Raw genomic sequence first — 20,564 nt, forward strand, 5'->3', positions numbered from 1 at the left:
GAGCCGTCACGTACGTACTTTGCGTAAAGCGACGTATTTGACCGGAGGGCCGCGTACGAACGCGACGACAAAAAATAGGATGCGCTCGAGTAGTTCGAGTCCGATTCGTTAGCTCGCGCTAACGACGCCAACGACCGTTTCGTTGTCCTCGGACTCGTCGGGGTACTCGTCAGTGTCGTTCCCGGCGTCAGTGTCGTCGGTCTCGTTCGTCGTCTCGTCGTCGAGACCGTCGTCGGCGTCGGTGTCGGTATCGTCAGTGCCCGTGTCCGTGTCGCCGTCTTCAGTGAGTTCGATGAAGGCCACTTCGCCCGTCGCGTCCGTCAGGACCATCTGGACGTAGTCGCCCGCGGCGAACTCGCTCGTGTCGATCTCGAAGGTGACGTCTTGGCTTTCGCCGCCCTCGAGGGTGACTTCCTGCGATTCGATGAGGTCACCGTCGAGTCGGAACTGGATCTCCTGGGTGTCCTCCGTGTCGCCCGGATTCGTGATCGTCGCGGTGACGGTGATCGTCTCACCGATCTCCGCGGTCTCCGGTGCGTCGAACGAGTCGACCTCGAACGGCTCGGTCGGCTCCTCGACGTCATCCGGTTCCTCCTCGACTGGCTCCTCGTCGGTTTCGTTGGGTTCCTCACCGATCGGTTCGTCATCGGTTTCGTCCGGCACCTCAACGGGTTCGTCGTCCGTTTCGTTTGGCTCCTCTTCAACCGGCTCCTCGTCGGGCTCTTCCTCAATCGGTTCGTCGTCAGTCTCGTTGGGTTCTTCGCCGATCGGTTCTTCAGGTTCTTCCTCCACCGGCTCCTCGTCGATCGGTTCTTCGGGTTCTTCCTCAACCGGTTCTTCATCTACCGGTTCGTCGGTCGGCTCCTCAGGCTCTTCAGGTTCTTCGACGGGTTCCTCCGGACCCTCGTCGATACCTTCGACGAGGACGAAGATGGTTGCCTGCTCGATCGTCACGTCGATCTGCCCGTCGGCATCCGTCATCATCGTCTCGTCACTGGTCTCGTCGCTATCGAGGCCAGTATCCGTCGCGTTGTCGTCGTATTCGTCACCGTTAGTGGTCTCGTTCTCGAGTCCGTCTTCGTCGACGCCGTCGTCGGTGTCGTCGGCGTCATCGGTATCGTCGGTCACCGTTTCGTCGGACTCGGACTCCTGTGGCGATTCAGATTGGTCCTGGACGACGAGGATCGTCGCCTGCTCGACCGTGATCTGGTAGCCGGACTCAGCCGCGTCCGTCTCGTCCACCGAGGTATCGATGGCCGTATCTTCGACGTCGTCAGCGGCGTCCGTCTCGTTGGTGTCGTCGGTCACCGTTTCGTCGTCATCGCTGATCGGACTCTCTTCGGCTGTGTCGTTCTCGGTCGGCGTTTCGTCGACCGATTCGTTGTCGTCGATACCGTCGGTGTCGTCTTCGATCGTTTCGTCCGTGTCGTCGGTGTCGTTCTGGATCGGCTCCGACTCATCGGTATCGTCCGTGACGGGATCCTCGTCCCCGTCAGTCGTCTGGACGTCTTCAGCGACGACGAAGATCGTCGCCTGGCCGACAGTCACGGTCTGGCCGTCGGCACCCATCTCGGAGTCGCCGTCGCTGATCTGCACGTCTTCAACGACGACGAAAACGGTCGCCTGACCGACGGTGATCTCGTGGGCACCGTCGACCGTCATGTCGTCGTCAGTCGTCTCGTTGAGATCGTCCTCAACGGGCGTGTCGACGTCGTCAGTATCGTTGAGCGTCTCCTCGTCGCTGTCGTTGATCGTGTCTCCGTCACCGTTGCCACCGATGGTGTCGGTGTCATCCTCCGTCTCGTCCGGAGACTCCGTCGGCATCTGGTCGCCGTGGATCGGCGTCACGTCAGCGTCCTCGATCGAAATCTCGATCTGCTGATCGCTTACGTCCATGCCGTTCTCGAGGTGGTCGTCAGCGCCGTCACCGTTCTCGACGCCGTTCATGATGGCGTCGCCGTTTTCGATGTCGTTGACGACGGTGTCGTTCTCGACGCCGTTCGTGGCATCATCGTCTTCGACACCGTCTCCGTCGGTCATCGTGTCGTCGTGCGGTAGGCCGTCCGACTCGACGACCGCGAAGATGTTCGCCTCCTCGATCACGACGTTGATCGCAGCCTCGATGTCGTCGGGTTCTTCAGCGGGCTCTTCGTCAACTGGCTCTTCGGGCTGCTCGACCGGCACTTCGTCCGTCTCGTTCGGCTCTTCCTCGACTGGCTCTTCGGGCTCCTCTTCGACCGGTATGTCGTCAGTCTCGTTTGGCTCCTCTTCGACCGGCTCTTCAGGTTGCTCGACGACCGGTTCGTCATCCGTTTCGTTCGGCTCCTCTTCGACCGGTATGTCGTCAGTCTCGTTTGGTTCCTCTTCGACCGGCTCTTCAGGTTGCTCGACGACCGGTTCATCGTCCGTTTCGTTCGGCTCCTCGTCAACCGGCTGCTCAGTTTCGCCGACCGTCACGGTCGCTTGATCGGTCACCGGCATATCATCGACGAGGTACGGACCGTCCGCCTGGCCCTGCTGCTCGACGAAGTCGTACTGCTGATTGCCGTTCGTGTCGCGATGCGGCATCGCGATCAGCGTCTCGCTCTCCTCGAGCGGCTCGTCGAGCGTGATCTCGACGTTCTCGTGGGTCCCCGCCTCGAGATACGTCGAAGTGCCGATGACGCTACCGATGACGTTCTCGACGAGGAGGCTGCTATCGTGGATCACCACGAAGCCGCCGTTTGCCATCGTCACCTCGTCGACGACGACCGTCTGGCCTTGCGTCGTCTGGTCTTCAAACGTTACGTACGCGGGCTGTCCGCCGTCACCGTCATCGGTATCACCGTCACCCTCATCGGGTTCGATAGCGATCGGTTCGTCGCCCGTGTCGTTCTCGTCCTGTGCCTGCTCTTGCGCTTGTGTCTGCGTCTGTGTCTCCACAGTCGCCCCCTCGCTCGCTGATTGCTCGTCGACGGTTGCCCCGGACCCGGAACCGGATGCGGCTCCGACAACCATCGCCCCGCTCGAGCATACCATCATCAGCGCGGTGAGGACGACCAGTAATTGATTGCGTGCGTTCATAGTCTGCCGTGAAGGCAGTGGCCAATAGTCCGTTCAGCGCATAAACGGGGACAACCATTTCGGCTAGAAACGGGCCAGTACGGGCTTGAACGGCAGAATCAGCGTCGCGTTCCGTTTGCGAAACATACTGGCACGGAGCGGCGCCGGCCCGGAAAACGGCGATTGAATCGGCCCCGCAGGCTACTCATTTTGGGCCTGTTCCGGGGACTTCGAGGCGGTCGGCTCGTGGCCGGGTAAGCAAACCAGATTCTCCCGCCCAAGGCGAAGTTTCGTGATCTGCCCCTCGTCCTCGAGTTCGGCCAAGAGGCGACTGACCTTCGCCTTCGACCAGTCGACGGAGTCGACGATCCGCGACTGCTTCATCCGACCGCCGTTTTCGGTGACGAGCTGTCGGATCCGTTCCCGGTCGGTGACGAATTCGTCCGTCGGCGGCTCCTGGGTGGTGCCGAGCTGGTCTCGTTCGTCGAGCCGGTTTCGGACCGCGAGGACGCTCCCCAGGAGTGCGAGCGCGACGATGCCGAAGAGTGCAGCGAGGTGCGGTCCGGCCAACTGGAGCGGCGCATCAGGCAGCGTCAGCGGCGATGCCACTGATCGGCCGTCCGCCACGCCGGGCTCGAGAAGCCCGCTGACGCCGCTGTCCGACAGTACAAACGGAATGTCGGGGGCCGAGATGTGTGTCTCACTGCTCATGGCGTTGGCGTTGACGTTGTCTGTGGCCGCGATCCCTCGTTCATCTCTGTACCGTCGTGACCGTGCCACAAAGCGTTTTTTATAGTCATAGCTTGTTATTATTTTAGGTGAGTGTGTTTGGAAACGATATGTCTGGAATGTCGACCAATGGGACGGGCGACGATTCGCTTACCCTGTCACACCCATGCTGGGGCCGCGGGAGCGAAGACTGGGAGTAGCAGAAACTGCGAGTTCATCGTCCAAGTTCACACCCCCTGCATCCACAGCGAGCGGCTGGGTTGGGTCAGTTCGATCGAGCGTGTCGTCGCGGTCCGGTGCGTGGCTGGTCACGATGGATGTCGTCTCGAGGGCTGGGTCAGCGTCGAGCGGTACGCTTCCGTCTGACCGTGCCGGTGTTCCGATTCCCGCTGCGAGCGGTTGGCTGACGATGAACTCGACTCTCATAGTCGAGTGGCCGTTCACTGACCCATCGAATAAACGCAGTCGGACGTTCGGCCGGATTAGTCCGGATTCGACTCGGCTTTAGCCGGTAATACTCAACTGTACTGATTCGAACCGCGAGCGTCCGCGGTCGGTGCGTGTTGTCTCCGTGTCGATGCCGATCAGACGCCGGGGACGCCGACCGCATCGAAGGCTGTCACGCCCAAAACTGCGAGGACGTACAGCACGACGAGCACCGACACCCAAGCGATGAGCGTGATCGCTGCGGCATCGACCCAGCCGCCCGGATATCGGGCGTTGATCACCGCCAGATACGCGACGAAGACCAGCAGCGGCCCCAGCAGCGGGATCCACCCGAGGAACAAGCCCACCACGCCCCAGATGATCGCGCCGATGAGTGCGGTGATGATTGCGTACGTGTAGTCCGCCGCATCGACGATAACCTTCGCCCCGACGTAGATGCCGAGCGCACCGATCAGGAGGCTCACGCCGAAGACGATGAGGTTATCGATCAGGGAACTACCGAGCATATGGGCGTCTCGAGCGCCGACACCGATAGTTATCACTCACCTACACAAACCCGACGCTGCGGGCGCCTTCGTCAATCGATCGATGGACAACAGCGGGTGCGAAAATGCCGGTTTTGTGCGCGCTAAATCCGTCGGTACCGGCACAAGCGTTATAGGCGGCTATCGGCCGCCTGCGCGGCTCGAGCGACGATCTGCCTACTCACGAGTCGGCTGCCGTCTCGATCGACGGCTCCGACGGCTCCGCCGCGTCGGCGCTGACGAGCGACCGAATTCCCGACTCGAGGCCCACGGTCGCCTCGAAGCCCAGATCGCGACCGGCCTTGGAGACGTCGGCGCGGCTGTGCCTGATGTCGCCGGGCCGGGGGTCCTTGTGGACGATCGGCGACGACGAGTCGGTCGCGTCGCGGATCGTCTCGGCGAGCTCGCGGATCGAGGTTCGGTCACCCGTGCCGATGTTGTACGCCTCGCCGACGTTCGACGTCGTCCCGGCCCGCAGGTTCGCCCGGACGACGTCGTCCACGTGAACGAAATCGCGGGTCTGCTCGCCGTCGCCTTCGATCGTAATCGGCTCGCCGGCGCGGGCCTGCTCGAGGAACGTCGAGATGACGCCGCTGTAGGGGCCCTGCTGGCGCGGGCCGTAGACGTTGAAGTACCGCAGGGCGACCGTGGGCACGTCGTACAGTTCCTCGTAGAGCCGGGCGTACTGGTCCAACGCGAGCTTCTGGACGCCGTAAGGTGAGGTCGGATTCGTCGCAGCGCGTTCGCTCACCGGAAGTTCCTCGGGGTGGCCGTAGACCGCCGCGCTCGAGGCGACGACGACGCGGGCGTCCTCCTGACGGGCCTGCTCTAAGACGAGGAGGCCGGCGTCGAGGTTCGTTCGATTGCTCTGGCGCGGTTCGTCGACGCTCTGGGTGACGCTGACGACGGCGGCGTGGTGAAAGATCAGGTCGACGCCGCGAGCGGCGCGCTGGAGCACCATCGGATCGCGGACGTCTCCCTCGAACACGTCGACGTCGTCGGGGAGGTGCGACCGACTGCCGGTCGAGAAGTCGTCGAGCACCCGGACCTCGTTGTGCGGGGCGAGGGCGTCGACGAGGTGGCTGCCGATGAATCCGGCGCCGCCGGTCACGAGAACCGTCTGATCGCGGATCGGTGACGAGTCCATTACTCGCCGGACGACCACCTCCCGTCGGTTTAGTATACTATTCGTACCCGGCAGTACCGGCCACCTACGGCGTGTAATATCGTATTTATCGACCGCCCCACAGTATCGTGTCGGCGGTCTCGAGTGTCCGTCTCGGCGATAGCGTCACGGTCGCGGGAGAAGACGATCGGGTAATGATTACACTCGCGCGCGAGGGCACTCGTCGTAGCGACGACAGTCCGTCGTGGTGACCGCCGGCCAACAGAAGCTATATGCGCCGTCCTCGGCAAACCCTGGGCAATGACCGTCGACCTCGTCGTCCGCAACTGTACCGTCGTCACGCCCGCGGGGCGAACGCCCGACGCGGGGGTCGCCGTCGAGGACGGCACCATCGTCGCCGTCGGCCGCAGCGACCGCCTGCCGGACGCGGACCGCGTCGTCGACGCCGAGGGGAAGGTGTTAGTCCCCGGCATCGTCGACGGCCACATCCACAACCGCGAACCCGGCCTCGAGTACAAGGAAGACTGGGAGTCCGCGACCCGCGCGGCCGCCGCCGGCGGCGTCACGACCGTCGTCGGGATGCCCAACACTGATCCGGTCATCGACCGACCCGAACACCTCGAGCTCAAGTTCGAGCGCGGGGAGGAATCAGCCCACGTCGATTTCCAGAGCTACGCCGTCGTCACCTCGGAGAACCTCGATCTCATCCCCGAGATCGACGAGGCTGGCGCGCTCGGATTCAAAATCTTCCTCGGCTCGACGGTGGGTGACGTGCCGCCGCCGAACGACGGCGAGATCATAGAGGCCATGGAGAAGATCCGCGAGATCGGTAAGCGACTTGGCTTCCACGAGGAAAACGGCGAGATCATCGACCACTACACCGAGAAGTTTCAAGCCGAAGGGCGCAACGACCCGATCGACCACTCCCACTCCCGGCCCGTGATCGCCGAGCAGGAGGCCGTCGAACGGATGATCACCTTCGCCGAGGAGACCGGCGCGAAGGTCCACATGTTCCACGTTTCCTCCGGATCGGCGGCCGAAGCCGTCGCTCGCGGGAAGGAACGCGGCGTCGACGTGACCGCCGAGACGACCCCCCACTACCTCTGGTTCACCGAGGAGGTCATGCGCGAGAAGGGGAATCCGGCCCGCATCCAGCCCCCGATCCGGGACGCCGACGAGCGCGAGAAACTCTGGGCGGTCGGCATCGAGGACGGCGCGATCGACTCGATCGCCACGGACCACGCGCCCCACACCCCCGAGGAGAAGAAGGTCGACGATCCCTTCGGAAACACCTGGGAGGCGATTTCCGGGTTCGTCGGCCTCGAGACCGAGGTGCCGGTCATGCTCACCTTCGTCGACGAGGGCCGGCTCACGATGGAGGAGTGGGTCCGGCGCCACTCGACCCGGCCCGCCCAGATCTGGGGCATGTACCCGCAGAAGGGGTCGCTGCAGGTCGGCACCGACGCCGACTTCACGATCGTCGACCCCGAACGGGAGTGGACGCTCGAAGACGCGGACGAACTCCACTCCAAGAACTGCGTGACGCCGTTTATCGGCGAATCCTTCACCGGCAAGGCGGTCGCGACGGTCGTCCGCGGCGAAGTCGTCTACGAGGACGGCGACGTGGTCGGCGAGTCCGGATACGGAACGCGCGTCGACGTCGAGTAGATCGCTGAACGGCCCCGTTTCATTCGAGGAGAACTAGTGCCGGACCACAGATTGATACTATCTGATCCCTTCTGTAGAACTGAATGGGTGACTGCGCGTATCCGGGCTGTTCCGGCGACGAGAGCATGCAAAACTCCTGCTCCTACTGCGGAGACAGCTACTGCTCGGAGCACCGACTGCCGGAGAGCCACGACTGCCCCGCCGTATCGGCCGCGAATACGCTCGGCCCGGACTTTCGGGCAAGCGGCGAGCAGACGGAAATCGGATCCGACAGCGGAGACGGACTCCTCTCGCGGTTAAAATCGCTTCTCAGCCGGTGAGATCGGCGGTCCGTACCGAGGTTTGTTCACTCGAGGTCCGCACCGACCGCGTCCTCGACCGACGAGAAGCCGTCGCGCTCGAGCAGGCGGACCAGTCCCTTATTGATCCGCTTCGCTGTCGAAGGTCCCTGATAGACAAAGCCGGTGTAGAGTTGGACGAGCGAGGCGCCGGCCCTGATTTTCCGGTAGGCGCTCGCAGCGGAGTCGACGCCGCCGACGCCGATAATCGGCAGGTCGCCGTCGGTGTGCTCGGCGATCGTCCGGATCACGTCGGTCGAGCGGTCCTCGATCGGTTTCCCGCTCAAGCCGCCCCACTCCTCGCGGTTCGGCGACGCCAATCCCTCGCGACCGGTCGAAGTGTTGGTCGCGATCATGCCGTCGAGGCCGAACTCCTGGACGATGTCGACTAGATCCAGGACGGCGTCTTCGGGTTCGTCGGGGCCGATCTTCACGAGGATCGGGACGTCCGCGTCGTTTTCCGCCTCGAGCGTCTCGAAGATCGCCTGGAGGTGCTCGGGCGAGGCCTCGTCGAACTCGTCGGGCGTGTTCGGACAGGAGACGTTCACCACGACGTAGTCGGCGAACGGGGAGAGTCGATCGAAGACGCGCCGGTAGTCCTCGATCGCCTCGTCTTCGCTCGAGGAGTTCATCTTGCCGACGTTGACGCCCAGCGGGACGTTCGGCGTGCCGTCTTCCTCGAGGCGGGCTTTCACGCGTTCCATCCCCTGACCGTTGAAGCCCATCCGGTTGACCATCGCCTCGTCCTCCCGAAGCCGGAAGAGTCGGGGCCGGTCGTTGCCCTCCTGCGGGTAGGGCGTGACGGTGCCGATCTCGACGAAGCCGAAGCCGAGCGCCTCGAGGGCGTGGGTGACTTCGGCGTTCTTGTCGAAGCCGGCCGCGACGCCGACCGGATTCGGGAACGTGGTGTCAAAGAGGTCGACCTCGAGGGCGGGGTGTTCGTACTGATATGCGAGGGAGAGGGCCGCCCGAGTCGGCCGCGTGGACTGAGCCGCCCGGAGTGTTCGCTTCCCGAGCCCGTGGGCCGTCTCGGCCGGGAGTTTGAACGCGAGGGGGCGAATCCGCGAGTACAGCGTCATTTGGTGGGGATGCGGACGGACGGTAGGTAAACGTCCCGGAGCGCGCCGGCTCGGCTCGGGCGGCGGGCAGTCCGCGCGTCCGCTCTGCGGCGGGCGTTCGCGACTGCGACGGCGATACTCAGTACGCCTCGAGCAGTCCCAGAATCGCGCCGCCGCCGCCGATGCTCATCCCGACGACGCCGCGGTCGACGTCGGGATCGTCCCGAAGCTGGTAGGCCAGACTCGCCGCGAGCATCCCGCCGGAGGCGCCGATCGGGTGGCCGAACGCGACCGCCCCGCCCTGCGGGTTCAGCCGCTCGCGCGGGATGCCGACGCGGTCCATCACGTACACCGCCTGCGCGGCGAAGGCCTCGTTGATCCAGTAGGCGTCGACGTCCTCAACCGCGAGGTCGTTGCGCTCGAGCAGCGCCTCGGTAACGTCGCCGACGGCCTCGTTGAACCGGTCGGGGTCCCGGTACGCGGTCGTATAGTCGACCAGTCGCGCCAGCGGCTCGAGGCCGCGCTCGTCGGCCGCGTCGGCGTCGGCCAGCAACACCGCGCCCGCGCCGTCGCTGAGTTTGGAGGCGTTGCCGGGCGTGATCGTGCCGTTCTCGCGAAACGGGGTCGGCAGCTCGGCGAGGTCCTCGAGCGTGGAGTCGGGTCGCGGTCCCTCGTCGGTCTCGACGGTCTCGCCGTTCGTTTCAACGGGGACGATCTCGGCGTCAAATCCCCCGTCGTCGATCGCCTCGGCGGCCCACCGGTGGCTCTCGAGGGCGTACTCGTCCTGCGCTTCTCGGGAGATTCCCTCGCGGTCGACCAGCCCCTCGGTGATCTCGCCCATGTGGACGTCGAGGTTGACGTCCCACAGCGAGTCGTAGAGCATCGAGTCCTTGAGTTCGACGTCGCCGTACCGCCGGCCTTTTCGGTAGCCGGGGAGGATCCACGGCGCGTTGGACATCGATTCGAACCCGCCCGCGATCGCCAGGTCGGCGCGGCCGGCCGCGATCCGGTCGGCCGCAAGCGAGAGGGCGCTCATCCCCGATCCCGAGGCCTCGTTGATCGTCGTCGCGCGCGTCTCGTTCGGGAGTCCGGACTCGACGACGACCTGTCGACCCGGAACCTGTCCGATACCCGCCTGAATGGCGTTGCCGAGGGCGACCCAGTCGATCGCGGATTCGTCGACGTCGACGCGCTCGAGGAGGCCGTCGAGCGCCGTGCGGCCGAGTTCGACCGCCTCGACGTCCGCGAGCGAACCGAGCAGGGTTCCGTGGGGCGTTCGCGCGCCGTCGACGAGGACGACGTCGCTATCGGGAGTTGTGGGCGCGGCCATAGAGGGGCGACCACGCGTACGCGGAAGAAAGTTCGCTCCGTGCGGGTCGGTACTCTGAACTCCGGGGCAGCGTCGTTTACCGGCGTTTCCCGTCTCCACCGCCGATCTGTTCGGCGTCGGGTCCGAAGGCGTCCTCGAGCAGCGCCGCCACGTCGTCGGGCCGGACGTCGGAGTACCACTCGTTGCGCGGCTGGATCGCGATCGCCGCCCCACCCTCGCTGCAGAGGCCGAGACAGCCGGTCGTCGTCACCGAGACCGCGGTCCAGAAGGCGTCCCGCTCGCGCAGCCAGTCGATGACGGCATCGAGCGTCTCGTCGGCGCCGACGTCGGCGCAACAGGTGTGTTCGGACTCCCGGTCGTTCGTACAGACGAAGACGTGCGCCTCGAGGCGCTCGCGCTGCTGAGCGGTTCGATCCCGCATGCGCTTACGGGTTCGCGACGCGGTCGTCTCGAGTCGCGGACTCTCGAGGCATTCCAGCAGTCACGTCGGTGGTCGCCGCCGAGTCACGGCCGTGAAGCCAGCCGAACGTACCCGCGAGCAGCGCCCAGAGCGCGCCCTGACTCAGAACGACGACGCCCTGATAGGCCGCGACGAGATCGGCGGAGAGCCCGGGGTGGGAAACGGTCGTCGGTGTGAGCAGCGGCAGCGTGATGCCGACGGCGAGGAGCGGTACCGCACCGGCGACGACGCCGGCCAGCGGGTGTCGCGGCGCCGTCCGTTTGTACGCGAGGATCGATACAGCGGCGACGATCGCACCGACGACGACGAGCGCGACGTAGAGCGCCTGTCGCGTCTGCACGCCGTACAGGTGCTCTGCGCCCGGTACAGCGGGCGGCAACACGAGCCACGGCGTCGCCGAGACGGTCAGAAAACCCGCCCCGGCGAGGACGTACGCCTTCACGGTATCGCGGCCGGGAAGCGCCGGCTCGAGGAAGTACAGCGCGATCGCGAAGACGCCGCCGAGGAAGATCGCCCAGAGGACGCCGCTGCCGATACTGACGACGGTCGTCGTGAGCTCCGAGACGGCGTGGGAGTGATCGTGGGCGTGGCCGTGCTCGTGTGCGTGTTCGTGCCCGACGGTCTCGACGTACTGACTCAGCGGATTCGCGACGAGCGCGACGAACAGTCCGTACGCGAGGCCGGCGACGACGCCCGCGGCGACGCCTCGCTTGAGGTAGTCGTACAGCATCAGTGGCAGACGATGCCGGCCGCGTGCCGGAAGTTGTGCATCGCGTCGTGGACGAGCGGTTCCTGCAGGAAGACCAGCGTAAACGCGATCGCGGCGGCGAACGCGAGTCCGGCGGCGATCTCCGTCGCCGAGAGGTCACTCCGTGCGGTGTCGATGCGATCGGAAACGGTTTCAGCCCGTGCCATGCAATCCAATTTTACCTACTGAAACTTAGGTTGTAAAGGTTGTGCTCCCCGCCGGAGCTCCGCCGAGCAGCAAATCGAACGTATGATTACTCGATTACCGATTCTGGTGTTCGTATCGACACCGACAACTCGTGAAAGCAGCCCCGACCGTTCGAGCCGATTAACAGAGAACGAAATCGTTTTCCTACGGCTACCGCTTGAATCGAGTAACAACGAGAGCCATGAGTATCCAACGACGGTCACCAGGAGGGATGTGCCGTGGCGGCTGAACGAGTCCTCGTACCGCTGTCGGACACGGTGACCGTCCGGCAGACGGTCGGCTACGCGGTCCGGTCCGGGCTCGAGTCGGCCGACGCGTCCGCCGGTACTGACGCCGACGTCGACGCGCCCGAACTCGAGATCCATCTGGTCGTCGCCCTGCCCTACGACGCGGATTCGCCCGAGAGCCAGCAACAGCGCGACGACGCCGAGCAGTTACTCTCGCGTGGGACCAACTGGGTCGAGGAGGACGCCCCCGCCACGGCGGTGACGGTCGAAACCACGGTTCTCGGGACCGACGAACTGCTCTTCGGCCCCCGAGACTACGCCGACACCTTCGGTCGGTACGTCGACGACCACGACATCGATCGGATCGTCCTCGATCCCGAGTACAGTCCGGGCGCGACGACGCCGATGCTCCAGCCCCTCGAACGCGAACTCGAGCGCAAGGGGCTCCCGTTCGACGAGGCGCCGGTCGAGCGTCCGGCCCGTCACCAACGGCTCGTCAGCGGCGGCGAGACCGTCGACCGGCTGTTCGCGACGTTTGCGATCTCCTTTGGCTTCTACCTCGTGCTGGGCGATCCGTTCTACTGGTTCGATCTCGTCACCGGGGCCGCCGTCGCCGGCATCGTCTCGATCGTCCTCGCGCGGGTGACGTTCACGTTCCCGCTCGATCGCGTGCAGTCGCCGCTGCGGGTCGTCCGCTTCGTTATCTACATCCCCTACCTGCTCTGGGAGATCCTCAAGGCCAACATCGCGGTTTCGGCGGTCATCCTGCGACCGTCGATGCCGATCGAACCCACGCTGACGCGGGTCAACGCCCGCGTCCGCAGCGGGCTGCCGCTGGCCGCGCTCGCGAACAGCATCACGCTCACGCCCGGCACGCTGACCGTGCGGGCTACCGACCGGCAGCTGCTGGTCCACACGCTGATCCCCGCGGCCCGCGAGGATCTGTTCGACGGCGGCCTCGAGAAGGCGATCCGGTTCGTCTTCTACGGCCGCGACTCGGCCGCCATCGCCTCGCCGCGCGAACGGGACGACGCCGAAATCGTGGGAGGTGACGAGCTGTGACCCTCGAGTCGCTCGGCCTCGCATCCGGCGTCGGCCTCGAGGAACTGTTCCTCGCTGCAGCCACGGCCTTCGTCGTGCTCGCCATCGCGATGTTCTACCGCGCGGTCGCGGGGCCGACGACCCAGGATCGGCTGCTCGCGGTGAACGTGCTCGGAACGAACACGGTCGTCATCCTCGCCTTGCTGGCGGCCGCGCTCGATCAGGCGTGGTTCCTCGACGTGGCGCTGATCTACGCCCTGCTGAACTTCCTGATGTCGATCGCCATCTCGAAGTTCACCGTCGAGCGAGGTGGTGTGCTGTGATCGAGACCCTTCGGTTCTGGGCGATCGTCGTCCTGCTCGGGCTCGGCGTGTTCTTCACGTTGGTCTCGACGATCGGCGTGCTCCGCCTGCCCGATATCTACTCGCGGGCCCACACCGCCTCCCAGACGGACACGCTCGGGGCGGGCTTCGCGCTCGCGGCCGTCGCGCTCGCGTTCGGCTGGCAGCACGCGGCGGTCTACACCGTCCTGCTGCTGTTTTTCATCTTCATCACGAACCCGACGGCCGCCCACGCGATCGCCCGCTCGGCCGCGGAGTCGGGCGTCGAGCCGCTGCTGGCCGAGGAGGGCGACGCCGACGGGTCCGACACCGAACCGACCGCCGCGACGGACGGCGGCGACGCCGACGGAGGTGAGACTCGATGAGCGCACTCGCCTACGCCCTGGCAGTCTTCATCCTCGTGACCGCGGTCGCGACGGCGCTGTTCCGGGACGTGCTGTCGGTCATCATCGTCTTCGGCGCCTACAGCCTCGGGATGGCCATCCTCTACACGTTCCTGCTGGCGCCCGACGTGGCGATGACCGAAGCCGCGATCGGCGCCGGCGTGACGACGCTCCTGCTGCTGTTGACTATCGCGCGGACGACTCGCCCGTCGACCGACCGGCTGGTAGAGCGGATCAACGTGCCGGCGGTCGTCGTAGTGGGCGCGTTCGTGCTCGTGGTCTGTACGACGGTGCTGCCGGAGATGTACGAGGTCGGCGATCCACGGGCACCCGTCTGGTCGAACCCGGACGTGACCCAGCACTACATCGAGAATACCTACAAGGATACCGACGTCCACAACGCCGTCTCCGCCGTGCTGGCCGCCTACCGTGGGTTCGACACCTTCGGTGAAGCGGTCGTCGTCTTCGCCGCCGGCATCTCCACCCTACTGGTCCTGAAACGCGAGGTGTTTGCCTAATGTCCAACGCAGATGCAGTCGACGATACCTACACCGAGAGTCAGGTGATTATGACCGCCGTCAAGATCATCGCCCCGTTCACGCTGACCTACGGGATGTTCATGATCTTCCACGGCGCCGACACCCCCGGCGGAAGCTTCCAGGGCGGCACCATCGTCGGCGTCACCGTGCTCATGCTCGCCTTCGCCTTCGGCATCGAACCGACCCGCCAGTGGCTCCGCAACGGCGTCCTCGTCGGCCTCGCCACCGGCGGCGTCGTCATCTTCGCCGGAATCGGCTTGGGGATGATGGCGCTGGGCGGGAACTTCCTCGAGTTCGAGCGCCTCTATGACGTCCTCCACATCAAGACGAAGTGGGGCCTCGAGGCCATCGAGGTCGGCGGCGTCTCGCTGATCGTCTCGAGCGTCATCATCACCCTGTTCTTCGCGATGGCGGCGGGATTCCAGCCGCAGGATCGCAGCGGAACGGGGAGGGGGACCCTCGAGCCGACCGACGCGGATGCTCCGACCGACGCGCGGCCCGCGGACGCGGAGGTGAGCGACGATGATTGACGCGCTGACCGCCGCAATCGCGTCCAAGTACGCGTACATCCTGCTGTTCGTGCTGCTCGGCATCGGGCTCTACATGGTCATCGCCAACGAGAACCTCGTGAAGAAGCTGATCGGCGTGAGCCTCTTCCAGTCGGCCATCTTCCTGTTTTTCATCGGGATGGCCTACGTCGACGGCGGCGCTGCGCCGATCGTCCCCGCCGACGGGCGGGTCGCGAGCCCGCTGCCGCAGGTCATCGTCCTGACCGCCATCGTCGTCGGGATCGCCCTGACGGCGGTCGGACTGGCGCTTGTCATCCGTATCTACTCGGAGTACGGGACGCTCCGCGAGGACACCCTTCGGGAGGTGCGTATCGATGAGTAGCGAACTCCTCGTGCCGCTGTTGATCGTCGCGCCGATCATCGCCGCGACGCTGCCGGTCGCGCTCGGCCTGTGGACCGATCGGACGGGCTGGCCCGTCGCCGCGCTCACCACGATCGGTCTATTCGGCGCCGCCGCGTACATCGCACGTGACGTCTACGCCGGTGGCCGCGTGACCCACGAACTCGGCGGCTACCCCCGCCAGTACGGCATCCAACTCGTCGCCGACGAGTTCTCGATGCTCGTCGTCGTACTCGTGACCGCCGTCGCCCTCGGCGTCCTCGCGTACACGCGCCAGGGCGGCCCGCGCGGGAACACGTTCTACAGCGCCTACCTGCTGCTGACCGGCGGGCTGCTCGGCATCTCGCTGACCGGCGACGTGTTCAACCTGTTCGTCTTCCTCGAGATCACGAGCCTGGCGACCTACGCCTTAGTCGCCAGCGGCGACGGCCCGGAAGCGGCGGTCGCCGCCCTCAAATACCTTATCTTGGGGACCGTCGCCGCCTCGATGTACCTGATCGGCGTCGCGTTCGTCTTCATGGCGACGGGGACGCTGAACATGGTCGAACTCGCTGCGGCGATTCCGGAGGCCGATCCGACGCTGATTCGGGCCGGCTTCGCGTTCATGATCGTCGGCTTCGCGACCAAGGTCGCCCAGTGGCCGCTGCACACGTGGCAGCCGAGCGCCTACAACCGGGCGCCCGACGGCGTCACGCCGCTGATCGCGGCGCTGGTCTCGACGGCCTCCGCCTACGCCTTCGGCCGGCTGATCGTCACCGTCTTCGAGGTCGACTACCTCGCCGCGATGCCGCGTGCGGGATCGATCGTCGTCACGATCGGCTGCGTCAGCGTCCTCGCGGGCACGGTGCTGGCCGTGATCCAGCGCGAGGTCAAGCGGATGCTCGCGTACTCGTCAGTTTCGCAGTTCGGTCTGGTGCTCGCCGCCTACGGGGTCGTCATCGCCGGCCAGTCCGAGACGGCCTTCGTCGGCGCCGCGATCCACCTCGTCGGCCACGGCCTGCTGAAGGCCGGACTCTTCCTCGGCGTCGCCCTCGTCGCGACGAGCTACGGGGCCCGCACCGTCGACGAGTACGCCGGCCTCGCGAAGGACCGCCCGTTCGCCGCCGGTTCGATCGCCGTGCTCCTGCTGGCGCTGGTCGGCGTCCCGCCGGGCGTCGGCTTCGTCGGCAAGTGGTACATCGCCGTCGGCGCCGTCCAGTCCGAACTGTGGCCCGTCGCCGCCGTGATCTTCCTCAGTACTATGCTCACCCTCGCCTACGCCGCACGCCTGCTCGAGAAGATGTACTTCACGCCGCCGGCGGCCGCCGACCGGCCCCACGCGCCCGAAACAGGCGTGGCCGCGACCGACGGCGGGACCGACGACGATTCGTCCGGACCTGCTGGCGCTCCCGGCACCGTCGACCCCGCCGCCGCGTTCCGAACCAAGGGGTCGCCCGACGCCGTCTCGACCGGCATGCTCGCGGTCGTCGTCGTCGCCGCGATCGCCGCCGTCGCGCTCGGTTTCGCCGGCGGGACGCTCGCCGATATGCTCGCCCCCTTCCTGACGGAGGTGTTTAACTGATGGTTGCTGACATTCGACCGCTCGCCGCCGTCCTCGTGTCGGCGGTCGCGATCGTCCTGATCGTCGCATCGCATCGCCGACCGAACCTCCGCGAGAGCTGGTCCGTCCTGGCCGCCCTCGGGAAGTTCGGTCTCGTCGCCAGCATGCTCCCCGGCGTGCTGAACGGCACCGTCTACGAGTGGAGCCTCTACGAGGCGACGGGGATTCAGTTCCTCGAGGGACTGGACTTCGCGCTGCGGGCGGATCCGCTGGGAATCTTCTTCGCCCTGCTGGCGAGTTTCCTCTGGATCTTCACGTCGTTCTACGCCGCCGGCTACATGCGCGGGCTCGACGAGCACGCCCAGACCCGGTTCTTCGCGGCCTTCGCGGCCAGCCTCTCGAGCGCCGTGGGGATCGCCTTCGCGGCGAATCTGGTGACGATCTTCGTCTTCTACGAGCTGCTGTCGCTGGTGACCTACCCGCTGGTCGCCCACAACGAGGACGACGAGGCCCGCATCGCCGGCCGGAAGTACATCACGTACACGTTCTTCGGCGGCGGGGTCTTCCTGCTGGCGGGCACCGTCATGGTCTACTGGCTGACGAGCCTGGTCGGCGACCCGACGCTGGCCTTCGAGGCCGGCGGGATGGCGGCGCTGGCCGAGGCGGCCCAGGCGGAACCGGTCTACGCGCAGGCCGCCTTCTTCCTGCTGATCCTCGGGTTCGGCGTCAAGGCCGCGCTGATGCCGCTGCACTCGTGGCTCGCGGACGCGATGGTCGCGCCGACGCCCGTCTCCGGACTGCTCCACGCGGTCGCGGTCGTCAAGTCCGGGGCTTTCGGTATCTCGAGAGTGATTCTCGAGGTCTACGGCCCCGGGCTGATCTACGATCTGCCGCTGGACGTGCCCGGCATCGGCGAAGTTGGCCTCAATATCCCGGTTGCGATCGTCGCCGCGTTCACGCTGACCGCGGCCAGCATCATCGCGATGCGCAAGGACCACCTCAAGCGCCGGCTCGCCTACTCGACGACGGCGCAGCTGTCGTACATCGTGCTCGGGCTGTCGCTGTTGCACCCCTACGCGATCGTCGGCGCCCTGTTCCACATCCCGGCCCACGCGTTCGCGAAGCTCACGCTGTTCTTCTGCGCCGGCGCCATCCACGTCGAGACCCACACCGACTACATCAGCGAGATGGCCGGCATCGGCAAGCGCATGCCGCTGACGCTGTCGGCGTTCACGATCGGCGCGGCCGGGATGGCCGGGCTGCCGCCGATCGCCGGCTTCGTCAGCAAGTTCTACATGCTCATCGGTGCCGGCGACGTCGGCGGCAGCTACTGGCTGTTCGCCGGTGCGCTCTTGCTCTCGGCGGTGCTCAACATCGGCTACTTCTGGCCGGTCGTCTACACCGCCTTCTTCGAGAGCGAGGACCGCCACGACGCCAAGCCGTTCCTCGAGTTCCCGCGGGGTGGCCTCGTCGAATCGTACGGTGACGACGCGGAAGCCGTCGCCGACGGCGGCGAGAGCGAGACCGACCGCTCGGAGACCGCCGACGCCTCGCGGGCCGACGAAACCGACGCCGAGTCCGAGGACGCGGACGACTACGAGTACGCCGTCGACCGATACCCGAGCGACGCCGACGTCCCCGGGGGCGCGGGTGAACACGTCAGCAGCATCGACCACCACGGCGACCACGACGACCACCTCACCGGCGGCCCGCCGGCCGGCCGGTGGCCGCGTCGCTCGCCGTTCGCGGAGAGCACGTGGCTCATGCTCGCGCCCATCGCCATCATCGCGACGGGTGCGGTCGTGCTCGGGATCGTTCCCGACCACGCGGTCTTCCTCGACCTCGCGGTGCGGATCGTCGAGGGCGTCTTCGGGATGTCCTTCGACGAACTGGAAGCCGTTCCCTTCGACCAACTCCTGACGGAGGTGAGTAACTGATGGCATCCGGATTCGAACTCGAGTTCCTCTCGATGGCCTACCCGCCGCTGCTCATCTTCGCGGCGGCGCTGCTCGTGCTCGTACTACCCCGGCTCGCCGGCTTCGCCGTCGGCGCACTCAGCCTCGCGGCCGTGCTTGCGATTTCGCTTGTCGCGCCCGGCGGCGAGCATCTGGGCGGAACCTTCCTCGGCTTCGAGGTCGTCCCGTTCTACGTCGACGACTTCTCCCGGATGGTCGGGCTCGGCCTCGGCTTCCTCGGGATCTGTAGCGTCATCTACGCCTACTCGAGCAAGGCGAGCAAGACGCTGACCGCCTTCGCCTTGATCTACGTTGCCTCGTCGATCGGGGCGGCCTTCGCGGGCGACTGGCTCGTGCTCCTGTTCATGTGGGAGCTGATGGCCGTCACGAGCACGCTCGTCGTCTGGCACTACGGCGGCGAGGCGGTCCGGGCCGGCTTCCGGTACGCCGTCTTCCACGGCACGGGCGGCGTGCTCGTGATGCTGGCGGTTGCGGTTCACTACGTCGAAGTCGGTTCCTTCCTCTACGCGGCCAACGAGGGGATCGCGAGCGGGATTCCGGAACTGCTCGCGGTGCTGGGAATGGGCGTCAACGTCGCATTCATCGGCTTCCACATCTGGCTGCCCGACACCTACCCGCGGCCCCACATCGCGGCGTCGGTGTTCCTCTCCGTGTACACGACCAAGACGAGCGCGTTCGTCCTCTACCGGGCGTTCCCGATCGGCGCCGAGAGCGACCTCGGCATCTACATCGCGTACATGGGCGGTCTGATGTCGGTCTACGGCGCCACCTTCGCCCTGCTCCAACACGACATGCGGGCGCTCCTCTCGTATCACATCCAGGCCCAGCTCGGCTACATCGTCGCCGGAATCGGGATGGGGGCCTGGATGGTCGAGAGCGAGATCGCCGTTGCCGGGGCCATGAGCCACCTGTTCAACAACATCCTGTTCAAGAGCCTGCTGTTCATGGCCGTCGGCGTCGTCATCTACCGGACCGGCGAGGAAGACCTCTACAAGCTGGGCGGGCTCTGGCGCGAGATGCCCCTGACCGCGATCGGGTTCGGCCTCGGCGCGCTCTCGATCACCGCGATTCCGGGCTTCAACGGCTACGTCAGTAAGGGGATGCTCTTCGACGCGGCCGATCCCCACTACTACGGGATCGCGGCGTCCGAACCGCTGTACTACCTGCTCTGGATCGGCGCGATCGGCACCCTCCTGTCGTTCATCAAGCTCGGCTACTACGTCTTCTTCCACGGGGAGAGCGATATCTCGGTCCCCGACGCCAAGCCGGGACAGACCGTCGCGATGCTCGGCCTCGGCGCGGCCTGCGTCCTCTTCGGCGTCTGGTGGCAGGGCCTGGCCGACCTCGCGCCGACGATCCACGGGCACGGCGGCGAGTTCTCGTTCGCCTACCCCAACGACGGCGAGGGTCACCTGCACCCATACAGCGCGAGCCACCTCGAGACGGCGGGAATCCTGACGGGCGTGGCGCTCGTCACCTTCGTGATCGTCCGCAAGCCGCTCTCGAAGCTCGATCTGCCGGATCCGGCGTCGGTCGTCTACCCGGCCGGCTACTATCTCGGCCGCTGGTCGATGATCGCGACGACCGAACTGTACGCGCTTGTCGACGCAATCGTCGTCGCGGGCGTCAAGCGCTGCTACTGGATCGGCAACAATCCGGTGCTCGCGGTCAACGCGGCCGCGCGCCGGATGCCGATGGTCGACGCCGACGAGCGCCGTCCCGCTGACGGCGGCCGTCCGTCGACGCTGCCTCTCCGAATGGGTATCGGCACGACCGTCCTCGTGTTGACGCTCGTGCTGACGGTGATCCTGTGGCTGCTCGTTAGCTGACCGGCTGCCCGACCCTCATCCGCCCTTCCGTTGCCGCGTGCTTCTGCTCGATTCCGATCCACCGAGGAGCAGTCGCTGCGCACGGAAATTCGAGAAAAGCCG

The 20,564-nt window shown here is 66.0% G+C and carries 20 protein-coding genes; 11 read left to right on the forward strand and 9 right to left on the reverse strand.

From position 1 onward, the window contains the following. Nucleotides 1-108: 108 nt before the first annotated feature. The 4 genes from ATJ93_RS23885 to ATJ93_RS01765 all read right to left on the reverse strand — a co-directional run bounded on the left by ATJ93_RS23885 (nucleotide 109) and on the right by ATJ93_RS01765 (nucleotide 5,889). A complete protein-coding gene (locus tag ATJ93_RS23885; RefSeq protein ID WP_211334010.1) occupies nucleotides 109-3,063 on the reverse strand; it encodes a DUF7282 domain-containing protein in 2,955 nt (984 codons plus the stop codon). Between the two features lie 180 nt (nucleotides 3,064-3,243). Beyond that, complete coding sequence (locus ATJ93_RS01755; protein ID WP_120242918.1) at nucleotides 3,244-3,753, reverse strand: helix-turn-helix transcriptional regulator; 510 nt, start codon at nucleotides 3,751-3,753, stop codon at nucleotides 3,244-3,246. A gap of 602 nt (nucleotides 3,754-4,355) precedes the next feature. Further along, entirely contained in the window at nucleotides 4,356-4,709 is a 354-nt protein-coding gene (locus tag ATJ93_RS01760) for a hypothetical protein (RefSeq protein WP_120243887.1), read from the reverse strand. Nucleotides 4,710-4,923: 214 nt separating this feature from the next. After that, the gene (locus ATJ93_RS01765) at nucleotides 4,924-5,889 is read right to left on the reverse strand and encodes an NAD-dependent epimerase/dehydratase family protein (protein ID WP_120242919.1); all 966 of its coding nucleotides are present in this window, start codon (nucleotides 5,887-5,889) and stop codon (nucleotides 4,924-4,926) included. Between the two features lie 279 nt (nucleotides 5,890-6,168). Between ATJ93_RS01765 and allB the strand changes: the two genes are divergently transcribed. Then, the gene (gene allB / locus ATJ93_RS01770; protein ID WP_120242920.1) at nucleotides 6,169-7,536 is read left to right on the forward strand and encodes an allantoinase AllB; all 1,368 of its coding nucleotides are present in this window, start codon (nucleotides 6,169-6,171) and stop codon (nucleotides 7,534-7,536) included. Between the two features lie 83 nt (nucleotides 7,537-7,619). After that, entirely contained in the window at nucleotides 7,620-7,856 is a 237-nt protein-coding gene (locus tag ATJ93_RS24500) for an AN1-type zinc finger domain-containing protein (protein WP_120242921.1), read from the forward strand. Between the two features lie 26 nt (nucleotides 7,857-7,882). On the opposite strand, the gene ATJ93_RS01780 is transcribed toward ATJ93_RS24500, so the two are convergent. From ATJ93_RS01780 to ATJ93_RS01800, 5 genes are all read right to left on the reverse strand, one after another. After that, on the reverse strand, nucleotides 7,883-8,953 hold the full coding sequence (locus ATJ93_RS01780) for a quinone-dependent dihydroorotate dehydrogenase (RefSeq protein ID WP_120242922.1): 1,071 nt from the start codon (nucleotides 8,951-8,953) through the stop codon (nucleotides 7,883-7,885). A gap of 118 nt (nucleotides 8,954-9,071) precedes the next feature. After that, a complete protein-coding gene (locus tag ATJ93_RS01785; protein ID WP_120242923.1) occupies nucleotides 9,072-10,262 on the reverse strand; it encodes a thiolase family protein in 1,191 nt (396 codons plus the stop codon). Between the two features lie 76 nt (nucleotides 10,263-10,338). Further along, nucleotides 10,339-10,683, reverse strand: a complete 345-nt coding sequence (locus ATJ93_RS01790; RefSeq protein WP_120242924.1) for a (2Fe-2S) ferredoxin domain-containing protein — start codon at nucleotides 10,681-10,683, stop codon at nucleotides 10,339-10,341. Between the two features lie 4 nt (nucleotides 10,684-10,687). Beyond that, nucleotides 10,688-11,452: a CbtA family protein gene (locus tag ATJ93_RS01795; RefSeq protein ID WP_120242925.1), complete on the reverse strand. Its 765-nt coding sequence runs from the start codon at nucleotides 11,450-11,452 to the stop codon at nucleotides 10,688-10,690. Beyond that, nucleotides 11,452-11,637, reverse strand: coding sequence for a CbtB domain-containing protein (locus ATJ93_RS01800; protein WP_120242926.1), 186 nt, complete (start codon nucleotides 11,635-11,637; stop codon nucleotides 11,452-11,454). Before ATJ93_RS01800 ends, ATJ93_RS01795 begins: the two co-directional genes overlap by 1 nt. A gap of 258 nt (nucleotides 11,638-11,895) precedes the next feature. Between ATJ93_RS01800 and ATJ93_RS01805 the strand changes: the two genes are divergently transcribed. Genes ATJ93_RS01805 through ATJ93_RS01845 form a run of 9 tightly spaced genes read left to right on the forward strand, consistent with a single transcriptional unit; the run spans nucleotide 11,896 to nucleotide 20,462 of the window. Then, nucleotides 11,896-12,966, forward strand: a complete 1,071-nt coding sequence (locus tag ATJ93_RS01805) for a monovalent cation/H+ antiporter subunit E (protein WP_120242927.1) — start codon at nucleotides 11,896-11,898, stop codon at nucleotides 12,964-12,966. Beyond that, nucleotides 12,963-13,268 carry a cation:proton antiporter gene (locus ATJ93_RS01810; RefSeq protein WP_120242928.1) on the forward strand — a complete coding sequence of 102 codons (306 nt, stop codon included), beginning with the start codon at nucleotides 12,963-12,965 and terminating at the stop codon, nucleotides 13,266-13,268. Before ATJ93_RS01805 ends, ATJ93_RS01810 begins: the two co-directional genes overlap by 4 nt. Further along, on the forward strand, nucleotides 13,265-13,651 hold the full coding sequence (gene mnhG / locus ATJ93_RS01815) for a monovalent cation/H(+) antiporter subunit G (RefSeq protein ID WP_120242929.1): 387 nt from the start codon (nucleotides 13,265-13,267) through the stop codon (nucleotides 13,649-13,651). Before ATJ93_RS01810 ends, mnhG begins: the two co-directional genes overlap by 4 nt. After that, nucleotides 13,648-14,187, forward strand: coding sequence for a DUF4040 domain-containing protein (locus tag ATJ93_RS01820; RefSeq protein WP_120242930.1), 540 nt, complete (start codon nucleotides 13,648-13,650; stop codon nucleotides 14,185-14,187). The genes mnhG and ATJ93_RS01820 overlap by 4 nt, the downstream gene beginning before the upstream one ends. Next, nucleotides 14,187-14,738, forward strand: coding sequence for an MnhB domain-containing protein (locus ATJ93_RS01825; RefSeq protein ID WP_120242931.1), 552 nt, complete (start codon nucleotides 14,187-14,189; stop codon nucleotides 14,736-14,738). Before ATJ93_RS01820 ends, ATJ93_RS01825 begins: the two co-directional genes overlap by 1 nt. Further along, on the forward strand, nucleotides 14,731-15,099 hold the full coding sequence (locus ATJ93_RS01830) for a cation:proton antiporter subunit C (protein WP_120242932.1): 369 nt from the start codon (nucleotides 14,731-14,733) through the stop codon (nucleotides 15,097-15,099). The genes ATJ93_RS01825 and ATJ93_RS01830 overlap by 8 nt, the downstream gene beginning before the upstream one ends. Then, a complete protein-coding gene (locus tag ATJ93_RS01835; protein WP_120242933.1) occupies nucleotides 15,092-16,678 on the forward strand; it encodes a proton-conducting transporter transmembrane domain-containing protein in 1,587 nt (528 codons plus the stop codon). The genes ATJ93_RS01830 and ATJ93_RS01835 overlap by 8 nt, the downstream gene beginning before the upstream one ends. Continuing rightward, nucleotides 16,678-18,594: a proton-conducting transporter transmembrane domain-containing protein gene (locus tag ATJ93_RS01840; protein ID WP_120242934.1), complete on the forward strand. Its 1,917-nt coding sequence runs from the start codon at nucleotides 16,678-16,680 to the stop codon at nucleotides 18,592-18,594. The genes ATJ93_RS01835 and ATJ93_RS01840 overlap by 1 nt, the downstream gene beginning before the upstream one ends. Further along, nucleotides 18,594-20,462, forward strand: a complete 1,869-nt coding sequence (locus ATJ93_RS01845; protein ID WP_120242935.1) for a Na(+)/H(+) antiporter subunit D — start codon at nucleotides 18,594-18,596, stop codon at nucleotides 20,460-20,462. The genes ATJ93_RS01840 and ATJ93_RS01845 overlap by 1 nt, the downstream gene beginning before the upstream one ends. Nucleotides 20,463-20,564 lie beyond the last annotated feature (102 nt).

The organism is Halopiger aswanensis (assembly GCF_003610195.1).
In the GTDB taxonomy this organism is placed as follows: Archaea; Halobacteriota; Halobacteria; order Halobacteriales; family Natrialbaceae; genus Halopiger; species Halopiger aswanensis.

Excerpts from the sequence above, each read along its gene's own strand:
- ATJ93_RS23885 (WP_211334010.1), bottom strand. The coding sequence starts at position 3,063 with ATGAACGCACGCAATCAATTACTGGTCGTCCTCACCGCGCTGATGATG.
- ATJ93_RS01755 (WP_120242918.1), bottom strand. The coding sequence starts at position 3,753 with ATGAGCAGTGAGACACACATCTCGGCCCCCGACATTCCGTTTGTACTG.
- ATJ93_RS01765 (WP_120242919.1), bottom strand. The coding sequence starts at position 5,889 with ATGGACTCGTCACCGATCCGCGATCAGACGGTTCTCGTGACCGGCGGC.
- allB (WP_120242920.1), top strand. The coding sequence starts at position 6,169 with ATGACCGTCGACCTCGTCGTCCGCAACTGTACCGTCGTCACGCCCGCG.
- ATJ93_RS24500 (WP_120242921.1), top strand. The coding sequence starts at position 7,620 with ATGGGTGACTGCGCGTATCCGGGCTGTTCCGGCGACGAGAGCATGCAA.
- ATJ93_RS01780 (WP_120242922.1), bottom strand. The coding sequence starts at position 8,953 with ATGACGCTGTACTCGCGGATTCGCCCCCTCGCGTTCAAACTCCCGGCC.
- ATJ93_RS01785 (WP_120242923.1), bottom strand. The coding sequence starts at position 10,262 with ATGGCCGCGCCCACAACTCCCGATAGCGACGTCGTCCTCGTCGACGGC.
- ATJ93_RS01790 (WP_120242924.1), bottom strand. The coding sequence starts at position 10,683 with ATGCGGGATCGAACCGCTCAGCAGCGCGAGCGCCTCGAGGCGCACGTC.
- ATJ93_RS01795 (WP_120242925.1), bottom strand. The coding sequence starts at position 11,452 with ATGCTGTACGACTACCTCAAGCGAGGCGTCGCCGCGGGCGTCGTCGCC.
- ATJ93_RS01800 (WP_120242926.1), bottom strand. The coding sequence starts at position 11,637 with ATGGCACGGGCTGAAACCGTTTCCGATCGCATCGACACCGCACGGAGT.
- ATJ93_RS01820 (WP_120242930.1), top strand. The coding sequence starts at position 13,648 with ATGAGCGCACTCGCCTACGCCCTGGCAGTCTTCATCCTCGTGACCGCG.
- ATJ93_RS01825 (WP_120242931.1), top strand. The coding sequence starts at position 14,187 with ATGTCCAACGCAGATGCAGTCGACGATACCTACACCGAGAGTCAGGTG.
- ATJ93_RS01830 (WP_120242932.1), top strand. The coding sequence starts at position 14,731 with ATGATTGACGCGCTGACCGCCGCAATCGCGTCCAAGTACGCGTACATC.
- ATJ93_RS01835 (WP_120242933.1), top strand. The coding sequence starts at position 15,092 with ATGAGTAGCGAACTCCTCGTGCCGCTGTTGATCGTCGCGCCGATCATC.
- ATJ93_RS01840 (WP_120242934.1), top strand. The coding sequence starts at position 16,678 with ATGGTTGCTGACATTCGACCGCTCGCCGCCGTCCTCGTGTCGGCGGTC.
- ATJ93_RS01845 (WP_120242935.1), top strand. The coding sequence starts at position 18,594 with ATGGCATCCGGATTCGAACTCGAGTTCCTCTCGATGGCCTACCCGCCG.